Source organism: Candidatus Frankia alpina, from assembly GCF_902806485.1.
Classification (GTDB): Bacteria; Actinomycetota; Actinomycetes; order Frankiales; family Frankiaceae; genus Frankia; species Frankia alpina.
The window spans coordinates 1-12,532 of record NZ_CADCWT010000151.1; the positions used below are offsets into that span (position 1 = coordinate 1).

Below are 12,532 nucleotides of genomic sequence, written 5' to 3' on the forward strand. Positions count from 1 at the left end.
TTCCGCCATCTCGGCGGAGAGCGCGTGGCGGTCGGCCGACCATCCGCCGGTCCGGGTGTGTTTTCCGGGGGGCGGTCGGGGCTGGCGCGGAGGGGCGCGTCATCCTCTATGCGGTGGCGCGCCGGCCCGACGTCGGTGGCGCCGGGGGTAGCTCGTAGCTGGGTCGGTCGTGGCATGGGGCTCGCGATCGGCGGACCGGAGGAGGAAATGCATGCGTAGGCGCCCGCTCCTGGGAGCGATAGCCCTCGCCGCGGCCGTGACGTTGACCGCCGCGGCTTGTGGGAGCGACAGTGACGGTGGTTCTTCCGCAGATGGAAAGAAAACGATCACCATCGGATTCCAGGGTGTTCTCTCGGGCGACAGCCAACAGCTCGGACTGAACGCCCTTTACGGCGTACGGACCGCGATCGCGGAGGTGAACGCGGACGCGAGCTCGCCGTTCCAGCTCAAGCTCGTCGCGTCCGACGACGGCGGCTCCGCGGACCAGGGCCCCACGGCCGCGCAGAAGCTGATCGACGACTCCAAGGTCGTCGCGGTCGTCGGCCCGATGTTCTCCGGCGCCACCAAGGCCAGCGAGCCCGCCTACACCCAGGCCGGCCTGCTGTCCGTGAGCCCGTCTGCGACGGCTCCCGCGCTGACCACCCTGGGCTTCAAGACCTTCTACCGGGTCATCGCGCCGGACACCGTGCAGGGCAAGGCCGCCGCCGACTACGTGGCCGCCGTCCTGCAGGCGAAGAAGGTCTACTCGCTGGACGACAAGACCGAGTACGGCACCGGCCTGTCCGGCGTCCTGGAGACCGAGCTCAAGACCAAGGGCGTCGCCGTCACCCACGACGGGATCAACCCGACCAAGGACTACACCTCCGAGGCCACGAAGATCATCGCCGCGGCGCCGGACGTCCTGTACTACTCCGGCTACTATCCCGAGCTCGCCCTGCTGTCCAAGGTGCTCAAGGACAAGGGCTTCACCGGCAAGATCGCCAGTGGGGACGGCTCGCTCGACCCGCAGTACGTCGCGCAGGCCGGCGCCGCAGCGGCCGAGGGCACCTACCTCACCTGCCCCTGTGGTGACGCGAACACCGACCCGAAGGCCGCCCCGTTCGTCGCCTCCTTCAAGAAGGTCAACAAGGACGCGAAGCCCGGTACCTACTCCGGTGAGGCGTACGACGCCACGCTCGCGCTCGCGGACGTGTTCAAGAAGCTCGGCACGGACGTGAGCCGAGAGTCGGTTGCGGGCGTCTTCGACGGCGTGAACTTCCAGGGCATCACGAAGACCGTCGCCTTCGAGTCCAACGGCGAGGTCAAGGGTTCCAACGTGTTCGTGTACCAGGTCAAGAACGGCGCGATCGCCGTTCTCGGGAACACAACGGATCTGATCAAGTCCTGACCAGGGCGCGGGCGGTGGCTGGGTGAGTGCACATCCGGCCACCGCCTCGCCGCGTCGGGCGAACATCTGCGCCGAAAACCTTCTTTGCACCACCGGAACGACCATCCGGCGCCGGAACGACCATCTGACTCCCGAACGAACTTCTGCCAGGCGAACGAGCCACGCGACGAACGAGGCACACGTATGGGTTTCCTTGACCAGTTCTGGCAGCTGACCATCGACGGCCTGATGGTCGGCTCGCTGTACGCGGTTATAGCACTCGGGTACACGCTCGTGTACGGGGTTCTCCAGCTCATCAACTTCGCCCACAGCGAGGTGTTCATGCTGGGATCCTTCGGCGGCCTGTTCGCCGCCCGAGCCCTGCTGCCCGACGACGGGTCGGTGCCCGGGGGCCTCGCGTCCGTGGGGCTGGTGGCCGTCGGCCTCGGGGTCGGCGCGATCTGCGGGGGGCTCGCCGCGTTCATCCTCGAACGCGTGGCCTACCGTCCGCTGCGGCGGCGCTCCGCGCCCCGGCTGGCCTACCTGATCAGCGCGATCGGGGCGTCGCTGTTCGCCGTCAACCTCGCCGGCAAGGAGTTCGGCCGGCAGAACGTCGACCTGCCCGACATGTTCCACAACGGCACGGTCTTCTCGTTCTTCGGCGCCGACGTCTCCACCCAGTCGCTGGTCATCGTCGCCGTCGCCGTCGCGATGCTCATCGGCCTGGACCGCCTCGTCGCCGGCACCCGCCTCGGCCAGGGCATCCGGGCCGTCGCCCAGGACGCCGACACCGCCGTCCTGATGGGCGCGAACGTCGAGCGGATCATCATCGTCACGTTCGTCGTCGGTGGCCTGCTCGCCGGCGCCGGCGGCTTCCTCTACGCGATGACGTTCAACGCCTCGTACAGCATGGGATTCGTCCCCGGGGTGAAGGCGTTCACCGCCGCGGTCCTCGGCGGCATCGGCAACGTGCGCGGCGCGATGCTCGGCGGCCTGCTGCTCGGCCTGGTCGAGAGCTATGGTGGCTACCTGTTCCAGGCGTCCTACAAGGACGTCATCGCCTTTCTCGTCCTGGTGGCGATCCTGATGGTCAGACCGTCCGGCCTGCTCGGCGAGCGGCTGGGGCGGGCGGCATGAGCACGCCTCCCGCTGGTCAGCCCGGCCCCGGCGGTCAGCTCGGCCCCGGCGGTGCCGCCACCGTGCCGCTGCGAACCGGCGGGAGTCCATCCGGCCCCGCCGACGCTTCCGGCTCCGGCTCCGTCGACGCTTCCGGTCCCGCGGGTTCGTCCGGTCCCGCCGGTGGCCCGGCCCGGCCCGGGTGGCATCCGGCGGTGCTGTTCACGCCGGCCCGGCTGCGCCAGCTCGGGGTGCTCCTGCTGCTCGGCGTGCTCGCCGCGATCGTCACCGGCCCGACGGGTAACTCCGACAAGCCGCTGCAGGCCGCGAAGGATTCGATTGTCGACGTCCGGATCGTGCTCTACCTGGGACTCGCCGTCGCACTGTGGGTGGTGCTGGTACTCGGCGCCGAGCTGCGTGGCGCCCTCGAGCGAGTGAGCGCCCCGGTACGTGCGCCGATCGGCGCGGCCTACGGTCGCCGCGGCGGCCCGATCGTGCTGAATCTGGTGCTGCTTGCCATCGCGATCGTCGCGCCTCTGGTCGTCTCGACCGCCGCCCAGCAGTCGATGGTCAACGACATCGGCATCTACGCGCTGCTCGCGCTCGGCCTCAACGTCGTCGTCGGCTACGCCGGCCTGCTCGACCTCGGCTACATCGCGTTCTTCGCCATCGGCGCCTACACGACGGCCTACTTCACCTCACAGACCGCCATGCCGTGGCACGCGCCGTTCACGCTCAACCCGTTCTTCGTCTTCCCGATCGCGCTGATCCTCGCCGCGCTCGCCGGGGTCATCCTCGGCGCGCCGACGCTGCGGCTGCGCGGGGACTACCTGGCGATCGTCACCCTCGGCTTCGGTGAGATCATCCACCTGCTGGCGAACAACGCCGACAACATCACCAACGGCGCCCGCGGCGCCTTCGGCGTGCCGCACCTGTCGATCGACCTGCTCGGCATCGACTACAAGTGGGGTATCGACCCGCTGCCGTACTACTACCTGCTGGTTGTCATCATCGTCGGGGTGATGATCGCCTTCGGTCGGCTGGAACGGTCCCGGATCGGCCGGTCCTGGGCCGCCATCCGCGAGGACGAGATCGCCGCCGAGGCGACCGGGGTGGCGACGCTGCGGATGAAGCTGCTCGCCTTCGCGATCGGCGCGTCGGTGTCGGGCTTCGCCGGCGTGCTGTTCGCCTCCAAGCAGTTCTTCAACCCGCAGAGCTTCAGCCTGCAGGCGTCGTTCTTCGTCGTCGCGGTGGTCATCTTCGGCGGGATGGGATCGCGGCTCGGCGTCCTGGTCGGCGCCGTCGTGTTGCAGGGACTTGCCTTCTACCTGCGGGACAAGGCGCCGCCCGCGGACCGCTACATCTACTTCGGGGCCGTCATCGTGATCATGATGATCTTCCGCCCGCAGGGGCTCGTGCCGTCGCGCCGCCGCCGCCGCGAGATCCAGCTCGCGGAGGAGGGCATCGGCGCCGCCGACTCCCTCGGCGTCGCGCCGACGGGAGGGCAGCAGTGAGCCGGGCCGGTGCCCACCGGTCAGGGGTGCCCGGCGCCCGCCGCCCGCGTGCCGACGAGACCGCGCCCGGCGAGCTGGTCGTCGAGGCCCGCGACCTGGCGCTGCGCTTCGGCGGGGTGACCAGCCTCGACGGTGTCTCGCTGCGCCAGCGCCGCGGGGAGATCCTCGCGGTGATCGGCCCGAACGGGGCCGGCAAGACGTCGTTGTTCAACTGCCTGACCGGCGCGTACCGGCCGCAGCAGGGCTCGGTCACCTTCTGGCCGCAAGCCGACCGCCCGACCGAGCTCGTCGGCCGCCGCCCGCACGCGATCACCCGGCTCGGGGTGGCCCGCACCTTCCAGAACATCCGGCTGTTCCCCGCCCTGTCGGCCCTGGAAAACGTGCAGATCGGCACTGAGGTGCGGCAGCGGTACGGGCCGGTCGGCGCGATCCTGGGCCTGCCGCACGCCCGGCGTGCCGAGCGCGACGGGGTGCAGCGCGCGCTGAGCCTGCTCGACCTGGTCGGGCTGTCCCACCGCACGCACGAGCTGGCCGCCTCGCTGCCGTACGGCGAGCAGCGCCGGCTGGAGATCGCCCGAGCCCTGGGCACCGGGCCCAGCCTGCTGCTGCTCGACGAGCCCGCCGCCGGCACCAACCCGGCGGAGAAGCGCGACCTCGCCGCGCTCATCACCCGCATCGCCGGCACCGGGGCGTCCGTGCTGCTCATCGAGCACGACATGCGGTTGGTGATGTCCGTGGCCACCTCGGTGGTCGTGCTCAACTTCGGCCGGGTGATCGCCCACGGCACGCCGGGGGAGGTCCAGCGCGATCCGGCGGTCATCGAGGCGTACCTCGGCGTCACCGACGACACCGGTGGCGATGCCGGCATCGCCGGCATCCCGGCCGGCCCCGGCGCCGCCACGCGGAAGGACGTGCGCTGATGCTGCTGACACTGAGCGACGTCGAGGTCGCCTACGGCGCGGTGACCGCCCTGCGCGGGGTCAGCCTCCAGGTCGCCGAGGGTGAGATCGTCACCCTGCTCGGCGCCAACGGCGCCGGCAAGACGACGACCCTGCGGACGATCTCCGGCCTGCTGCGGCCCCGTTCCGGCGAGGTGCGCCTCGACGGGCGGCCGCTGTCGTCCATCCCCGCGCACGGCCTCGTCGGCGCCGGCGTCAGCCACGTGCCCGAGGGCCGGCGGGTCTTCCCCAGCATGAGCGTCCGCGAGAACCTGCTGATGGGCGCCTATCATGATCGTCGGCATGTGCGGGCGGACCTGGAGCGGGTCGTCGCGCTGTTCCCGCGGCTGGCGGAGCGGATCGGCCAGGCGGGCGGCACGCTGTCAGGTGGCGAGCAGCAGATGCTCGCGATCGGCCGGGCGCTGATGAGCCGGCCGCGGCTGATCCTGCTCGACGAGCCCTCGATGGGGCTGGCCCCGATGATCGTCCAGATCATCTTCCAGGTGATCGCCGAGATCAACCGGGAGGGGGTCGCGGTGCTGCTCGTCGAGCAGAACGCGGCCTCGGCGCTGCGGATCGCCGGGCGCGGGTACGTGCTGGAGACCGGCCGCGTCGTCCTCGCGGACACGGCCGCCAGCCTGCTCGCCGACGACCGGGTTCGCCAGGCGTACCTCGGCGAGGACGTCGCCGAGGGAGAGGGAGAGCCGGAACCCGCTACCCGGGCTGAGCGTGCCCGCACCCGGCCCATGTCCGGCACCTGACCGGCATCCCGGGCCCGACCAGCGGTGCCCACCGGGGCCGGAGCCGCCCCCTCCGCCGTTCCCTCCTCGCGGTCCGAAGCCGCTGCCCGGTCCGAAGCCGCTGCCCGGACTGAAGCCGCTGCCCGGACTGATCCCGGCGCTGCGGCGGGCCCAGCCCAGCCCGTCGCGGGTGGTCGGGTCCCCACAGCCAGCCGGCGAGGCCCAGCAGGACGGCCCCGGCCGTCACGATCGCGTACATCATGATCCCCACGATCGCGGCAGGCGCTCTTGCAGTCCAGCTAATTTTTCTGCATGCCATAGCTAAGATTTCCTACATGATCGATGTTCGCCGCCTGCGCATCCTGCGAGAGCTCGACAGCCGGGGAACGGTCGTGGCCACGACCGCGGCGCTGCACCTGACGCCGTCGGCGGTCAGCCAGCAGCTTGCCGCTCTGGCGAAGGAGACCGGCGTGCGGCTGCTCGACCCGGCCGGCCGCCGGGTCCGGCTCACCCCGGCCGCCCGGGTGCTGCTCGGGCACGCCGACGTCCTGTTCGCCCAGCTGGAGCGGGCCGAGGCGGACCTCGCCGCCTTCGATGAGGGCCGGGTCGGTTCGGTGGCCGTGGCGGCCTTCACCACGGCGATCTCCGGCATCGTCGTGCCGGCGCTGACGGCGTTGCGCCAGAGCCGGCCGCGGCTGCGGATGTCGGTGTCCGACGTCGCCGAACCCGCGTGCTTCGACCTGCTGCTGGCCGGCGACCTGGATCTCGCGGTCTGTATCACCCACCCGGGTGCCCGGCCCCTCGACGAACGGCTCCTACCGATCCCGCTGCTCGACGACCCGCTCGACGTGGCGTTGCCCGCCGGCCATCCCTACGCCACCGCCACCGCCACCGCCACCGCCACCGCCGCGGCCGTGCCGCTGGAGGTGCTCGCGGGGGAAGACTTCATCTCCAGCGGCCCAGGCACCCCCTGCCACGAGGTCACCCACGCGGCGTGCGCCGCGGCCGGATTCGTTCCCCGGGTGCGCCATCGCTGCGAGGACTACACCGCGGTCCTCGGCCTGATCGCCGCCGGCTGCGGGGTCGGCCTCATCCCGCGCCTGGCGAAGCTGTCCAGCACCCCGCAGGTCGCCCTGCGACCGATCGCCGGCGTTCCGCCGATCCGGCCGATCTTCGCCGTCGTTCGCCGCGGCTCCCAGCAGGCCCCGCACCTGTCCGCCACCCTCGCCGCCATCGTCGCCGCCGCCCGATCCCCCGACCTCTACGGCGCTCTCACCACCTCGCCGTGATCGGCCGAGAGGAGGCTGGTCCCCACGTGGCCCACCCGCGGCTGGGCGAACTGCGGTGCATTCTGCACGTTCTGCGGGCTCGAACCGTCCAGAACGCACCGCAACAAGTGCCGGTTCAGGGCGATCTCGGACGGCCCTTGGCGTGGGTGAGGTTCAGCCGGCTGCGTCGGGGGGGCGGAGCGGACGTGGGGCGGCCGAGGACGCGGTCGAGGTGGGAGTTGGCGAACACGCCGGCCGGGTCGACAGTGTCGCGGACGGCCAGGAAGTCGTCGAAGCGGGGGTAGCGGTCGCGTAGCTGCGCCGCGGCCAGCGTGTGCAGGGTGCCCCAGTGGGGGCGCCCGCCGGCCGCCAGCATGATCTGCTCGGCGAGGCCGAAGTAGTCCCCGTGTACGCCGCGCCGGTCGGTGCGCACGGCGATGTAGGCGGTGTCGCGGCCGAAGGCGGGGGGCAGCGGGATCTCGTCGGCGGCCGCGCAGCGCACCTCGACGGGAAAAGCGGTGCGCACCCGGGATCGGGTCACGGCGGCGGCGAGCTCGCCCATGGCCGCGGCCCGCTCGGCCCGGGGGACGGCGTACTCGACCTCCTTGTACCGGATCGCCGGGGCGCCCGCGGCGAACACCCGGTAGGAGAGATCGCCGGACGGCTGACCGCCTGTCAGCGCAGCACCCACCCGGCCGCCGATGTGGGCGGCGAGCTGGGCGGCGGGCCGGTCCGCGGCCGGCAGGCGCCGGGCGGCCCCCATCAGCGCCCCGAAGACGCCGCCGGCCACCGGCCCGCCATCGGGCCGGTGGCGCCGCCGGGACGGGAGGTCGAGCCCGTCGTCGAGCGGGCGACGGTCATCCCAGCGGACCAGCGTGGTCGAGGTGTGCGGGAACCAGGTGAAACGGACGTGGTCGGCCTGCTCGACGAGCGCGTCGTAGCCGTCGAGCACCTCTTCCAGCGGCAGCCGGCTCTCCCGCACGTGCAGGGCGAACAGCGGCACGGCCTGCAGCGTCACCGAGGTCACGACGCCGAGGACGCCGAGGCCGAGGCGGGCGGCGGCGAACAACTCGGGGCGTTCCCCCGCGAGCAGGTGACCACCTTGCCGTCGGCGAGCACCACTTCCAGCGCCCGCACCTGCGTGGACAGGCTGCCGTAGCGGGCGCCCGTGCCGTGGGTTCCGGTGGCGATCGCCCCGGCGATCGTGGCCTGCTCGCCGTGACCCTGGTTGGTCAGGGCGAGCCCGGCCTCGGCGAGCAGCCGGTTCAGCCGGCGCAGGGTCATCCCGCCGCGCACCGTCACCAGCCCGCTGCCACCGTCGAGCGCGACCAGATCGGCGCAGCGGTCCAACGCGACCTGCACGCCGCCGTCGTCCGGCCGGCCGATCGCGTTCATCGCGTGGCCGGCGCCGACGGCCCGGACCCGCCGGCCGTCCCGCACGGCGGCGATCACCACCGCCGACGCCTCCTCGGCGGTGCGGGGCCGAGCGAGGCGGACCGCCTGCGCGGTCTCGTTGCCCGCCCAGTTCCGCCACGCCGTGGGTTCTTCGAGGGGCGAGCCCATCTGCACCTCCATCCGGGGGGACCGACGGCTCCGGCACGGGTGAGCGATCCACCGGCCGAGCCGGTCCCCATCGTGGACCGCCTGGCCGGCGTTCTGCCCGGCGGGTCGGTCCGACGGACCGTGAGGGACCACGCGCCGCCCCGGTTACCTGAGGTGTGCGATCTGTCGCCAGCCCCACCATCCGTTCCTTTACGTATTCCATGGGGTGACTCGCGGGTGTGGCGAGCGGACCTCTGATTACGTGGTGAGGTGAGATGCTTCGCATGTGCAAGCAGGTCGGATCCGCCGGCTCGCCGACGCGCAGGCGGAAGGCGACATGCGGATGGCGAGCGCAGCCGGCCAGCGGCCGACCGGGATCAGCCTGGGCGGGCTCGCGGAGCTCGCCGTGGAACGCACGGGCGGTACCGAGGAGTTGATCTTCGAGGGGCGGGTCGAGTCCGCTGCGGCCCGGTTCGCCCGGTCCTGCCGATTCAGCGCCGGCCTGCGTGGCGCGGGGCTCGTCGCCGGCGACCGGGTGGTCGTCCACATGGCGAACTGCCCGGAGGCCGGCATCGCCTACCACGGGGTCTGGCGGGCCGGCGGGGTGGTGACGCCGACGCTGTTCCTGCTCGACGAGGCCGAGCTGCGTCACGCGCTCGTCGACAGCGGCGCCCGGTTCGTCCTCACGACCCCGGACTTCCTGGTCAAGGTCCGCGCGGTGGCGAGAGACTGCCCGCAGGTGCGGGCACTGATCGTCGTGGCCGACCCACTCGGTTCCGACCCGACGGTCCGGCCCGGCCGCCCGGTCGGGTCGTCGCCGGTACTGAGCTTCGCCGACCTCACAGCGGGCGACGAAGGTCCCCTCGAGCCGACCGATCCGGACGCCATGGCCGCGCTGCTGTACACCGGCGGCACCACCGGGCAGGCGCGGGGGGTCGTGCTCTCCCACGACGCGCTGTCCGCCGGCGGCTTCGCGTCCGCGTCGGGGAACGCGGACGAGGAGCTCGTCGGCCTGCTGCCGCTGCCGCTGTCGCACATCTACGGCCTGACGATCAGCGTGATGACGCTGCATGCGCGCAAGCCGGGCCCCGCGGTCCTGATGCGCTGGTTCGACCCCCGCGGGTGGCTGGACCTGGTGGCCGAACACCGGGTCGCGGTCAGTGCACTGGTGCCGTCCATGATCGGTCGGTTGCTCGCGGTGCCGTTGCACCTGGCCGACACGTCGTCGCTGCGCCGCGTCACCAGTGGCGGCGCGCCGCTGCCGAGGGAGATCGCGCTCGAGTGGCAGCGGCGCCTGCCCGGCGTCGAGCTGGCCGAGGGGTACGGCTGCACGGAGAGCGCGGGCGGAGTCACCGCCACGCCGCCGGGCGCGGCGCGGCTGGGCAGCGTCGGCCTTCCCGCGCTCGGGGTCGAGGTGCGCGTCGAGCTGCCCGACGGCTCGCCGGCCGGCCCCGGGCAGGACGGGGAGATCTGCCTGCGGGGCCCGATGTTGATGACGGGGTACTGGCAGGCGCCGCAGGCCACCGCCGAGGCACTGCGTGGCGGCTGGCTGCACACCGGTGACGTGGGGCGCTGCGACGTCGACGGCTACCTGTATGTCGTCGACCGGATCAAGGATCTGATCATCCGCGGTGGGGTCAACGTCTACCCGCGCGACGTCGAGGACGGCCTGCTCGGCCATCCCGAGGTCGCCGCGTGCGGGGTCGTCGGCCGGGCCGACCACCGCCACGGCGAGGAGGTGATCGCCTACGTGCAGCTCGTCGCCGGCGGCACGGTCTCCCCGGCGGAACTGGTGCGCTGGGGCCGGGCCCGGCTCGGACCTCTGCGCTACCCCCGTGAGGTGCACATCGTCGAGTCACTGCCGCTCACCAGCGTGCTCAAGACCGACCGCCGGGCTCTGCGGTCGCTGACCGCCGCCTCCTCTCCGTCCCGGCGCACCAAGCCTGCCGGGGGCATGCCTGCCGACGGGCCTCAGCGCGCTCAGAGTGTCGAGTGAACGCCGTGGCTCTGGACCGCGCCCCGGGCCAGGCTTAGCGCCGCCGGCGAGGCGATGTTGGCCGCGTCCATGAAACTGAACGCGAACAGGCCGTCCCGGCTGAGCTGGCTCGGCGCGTCCCCGGACAGCAGCGCATGGATGTCCGACTCTCACGTCGTCTGCGACTTGGACTTGTAGTGGGCCAGCATGACCGGGCCGTACTGGCCGAGCGCCTTCGTCATGTCCCGCACGTCCGCGGCGTTCGAGTCGGTGCCCATCGCCTGGAAGCTCTCGAAGTCCGAGGCGCGCAGCACGTCCGCGAAATGGGTGATCAGCGATCGGCCGCCGCCGGCGACCGGATCGTCCCAGCGGCTCTGCCAACCGCCCCAGCCGAGCGACACCCGCGCGTTCGACGCACCGGAATGGAAGATGTCCAACGCCGCCAGGTACTGGTCCTGCAGCGTGAGGTAGTAGTTGGTGGTGTCCGGCGTGGTGGCCCACGCGTTTGGGTGGCACGGGTACGTCTGGAACTCGGTGAACAGCGTGACGTAGAGCGCGGGACCGGAGAAGATCGAGGCGAGCTCGCGCGCGTCGTCGAGGAAGCCGCTCGACAGCGGGTACTCGCGTCCGCACGCCGGGCCGTGCGCCGTCTGGACGGTGCCGACCTCGCCGGTGCCGTCGAGCCAGACGATGAGGTGGATGCCATGCCCCGAGCGGTAGACCTCGGGGATCAGATCGGCCTTCCACTTGCGCAGGAAGCTCAGATCGTTCGGCCCGTTGTGCCAGGTGCTGAGGAAGTCCAGGTCGGGCGCCAACGGGGAGTTGTGGGCGCTGTCGAGTCCGGGGCCCAGCCCGAAGCGCAGCTTGCCCGCCGGGGTGGCCGGGACGGGCCGGGTCCCGGCGGCCAGCGCCCGGCGCGGCGGCGCGGCGACGCCGTCCCCGTCGGCGGTGGCGTGGCCTTCGCCGTGCCCGACGAGCGTGACCGCGACGGCGGCCGCAGCGAGCAGAGCAATGAGGGGAACCGGCAAATGTCGGAACATCCGGTTACGCATCGATACATTCCTCCTGCGGCGACCATCCAGTAAGAGTAAAACTGTAGTTGATCGAATACTTTTCGGCGTCGAGCGTGCCGCGCGATTCGGCCGGAGCGGCAGATCCGCTCGCGCGAGCAGCGATTCCGCGGGCGGCAGGCTTTGCTGGTTGGTGTCGGACTGGTGGGTACCGGCCAGTGAAGGTTGTCCCCTTCGTGGTCGTTTGAGGGTGGGGGCCGGTGGTGAGTGGGTACGCCCAGCGGCACCATGGCATCGCGTCCTGGGGCACGACTTCCGGCCCGACTACGCCCAGCTCGGGCAGGTCGTCGAGGACCTCGGGCATCCGGCGGTCGTGGCCCTGACGGCCACCGCGGCCCCACCGGTGCGCCGGGAGATGCGGACTCCCACGACTCCTGCTACCAGGAGATCGGACGCTCGGGGCGGGACGGGGAGCCCGCGGTGGCCTGTCTGTTCTACCGGCCGGAGGATCTCGGTCTGCGGCGCTTCTTCGCCTCCGGCCGGGTCGACGAGACGGCCTTACGACGCGCCGCGGTGCGTCACGTCTCGTGACTCCGCTGACGGTTGAAGCCGTCAGATTCTCAGGCCGCCTGAGCGTCAGCCTGACGGCGAAGGATGTTGACAGCCGCGTTCTCGTCCGCGTCCGCGGTATGCCCGCACCGCACACAGCAGAACTCGGCCCGCGTGGGCCGGTTCTCCTTGGCGACGCGGCCGCAGGCCGCGCAACGCTGGGAGGTGTGGCGGGCGTTGACCTCGACGACGACCCGTCCGGCGCTTTCAGCCTTGGCGCGCAGCACCCCGAGGAACACCCCCCACCCCCCACCCCGCATCCTGGATCGACCTGTTCAACCCGGACTTCGCCGCCTGCCCGTTCGGCAGGAACACCCCCGGGGTGTCCGGGTCCGGCCTGGCCCTGGCCCGGCGGACCATGCCCTTGACGTTGAGCTTCTCGACGGCGATCAGATCATGGTCGCGGACCAGCCCGAACGCGGTCTTGTGGGCGTGGTCGAGCCGCTGCCGGGCT

Annotated in this window: 11 protein-coding genes and 1 pseudogene; 7 read left to right on the forward strand and 5 right to left on the reverse strand. The window is 72.0% G+C overall.

Translation table 11 applies throughout. The features are described 5' to 3' along the window. Positions 1–211: 211 nt before the first annotated feature. From G6R25_RS15780 to G6R25_RS15805, 6 genes are all read left to right on the forward strand, one after another. Complete coding sequence (locus G6R25_RS15780; RefSeq protein WP_163553566.1) at positions 212–1,387, forward strand: branched-chain amino acid ABC transporter substrate-binding protein; 1,176 nt, start codon at positions 212–214, stop codon at positions 1,385–1,387. Between the two features lie 183 nt (positions 1,388–1,570). After that, complete coding sequence (locus G6R25_RS15785) at positions 1,571–2,503, forward strand: branched-chain amino acid ABC transporter permease (protein ID WP_163553568.1); 933 nt, start codon at positions 1,571–1,573, stop codon at positions 2,501–2,503. After that, the gene (locus G6R25_RS15790; protein WP_163553570.1) at positions 2,500–3,996 is read left to right on the forward strand and encodes a branched-chain amino acid ABC transporter permease; all 1,497 of its coding nucleotides are present in this window, start codon (positions 2,500–2,502) and stop codon (positions 3,994–3,996) included. Before G6R25_RS15785 ends, G6R25_RS15790 begins: the two co-directional genes overlap by 4 nt. Then, positions 3,993–4,916, forward strand: a complete 924-nt coding sequence (locus G6R25_RS15795) for an ABC transporter ATP-binding protein (RefSeq protein ID WP_419469370.1) — start codon at positions 3,993–3,995, stop codon at positions 4,914–4,916. The genes G6R25_RS15790 and G6R25_RS15795 overlap by 4 nt, the downstream gene beginning before the upstream one ends. Next, positions 4,916–5,695 (forward strand): ABC transporter ATP-binding protein, encoded by a 780-nt coding sequence (locus G6R25_RS15800; protein WP_235948646.1) that lies wholly within the window; start codon positions 4,916–4,918, stop codon positions 5,693–5,695. Before G6R25_RS15795 ends, G6R25_RS15800 begins: the two co-directional genes overlap by 1 nt. Positions 5,696–6,009: 314 nt before the next feature. Next, positions 6,010–6,963 (forward strand): LysR substrate-binding domain-containing protein, encoded by a 954-nt coding sequence (locus G6R25_RS15805; RefSeq protein ID WP_163553572.1) that lies wholly within the window; start codon positions 6,010–6,012, stop codon positions 6,961–6,963. 115 nt (positions 6,964–7,078) lie between these two features. Here the strand turns inward: G6R25_RS15805 and G6R25_RS15810 are convergent, their stop codons facing one another. Then, a complete protein-coding gene (locus G6R25_RS15810; RefSeq protein ID WP_235948649.1) occupies positions 7,079–8,011 on the reverse strand; it encodes a D-arabinono-1,4-lactone oxidase in 933 nt (310 codons plus the stop codon). Next, on the reverse strand, positions 7,966–8,505 hold the full coding sequence (locus G6R25_RS27430) for an FAD-binding protein (RefSeq protein WP_235948651.1): 540 nt from the start codon (positions 8,503–8,505) through the stop codon (positions 7,966–7,968). Before G6R25_RS27430 ends, G6R25_RS15810 begins: the two co-directional genes overlap by 46 nt. A gap of 265 nt (positions 8,506–8,770) precedes the next feature. Between G6R25_RS27430 and G6R25_RS15815 the strand changes: the two genes are divergently transcribed. Beyond that, positions 8,771–10,480, forward strand: a complete 1,710-nt coding sequence (locus G6R25_RS15815) for a class I adenylate-forming enzyme family protein (RefSeq protein WP_235948653.1) — start codon at positions 8,771–8,773, stop codon at positions 10,478–10,480. Positions 10,481–10,629: 149 nt separating this feature from the next. On the opposite strand, the gene G6R25_RS15820 is transcribed toward G6R25_RS15815, so the two are convergent. The 3 genes and pseudogenes from G6R25_RS15820 to G6R25_RS31665 form a co-directional block, all read right to left on the reverse strand. After that, positions 10,630–11,487 (reverse strand): hypothetical protein, encoded by an 858-nt coding sequence (locus G6R25_RS15820; RefSeq protein ID WP_235948655.1) that lies wholly within the window; start codon positions 11,485–11,487, stop codon positions 10,630–10,632. A 602-nt stretch (positions 11,488–12,089) separates the two neighbouring features. Continuing rightward, positions 12,090–12,338 (reverse strand): transposase, encoded by a 249-nt coding sequence (locus G6R25_RS31660; protein ID WP_235948657.1) that lies wholly within the window; start codon positions 12,336–12,338, stop codon positions 12,090–12,092. Continuing rightward, positions 12,286–12,532: pseudogene (locus G6R25_RS31665) on the reverse strand (RNA-guided endonuclease InsQ/TnpB family protein); the annotation flags it as partial. The gene G6R25_RS31660 and the pseudogene G6R25_RS31665, both read right to left, overlap by 53 nt.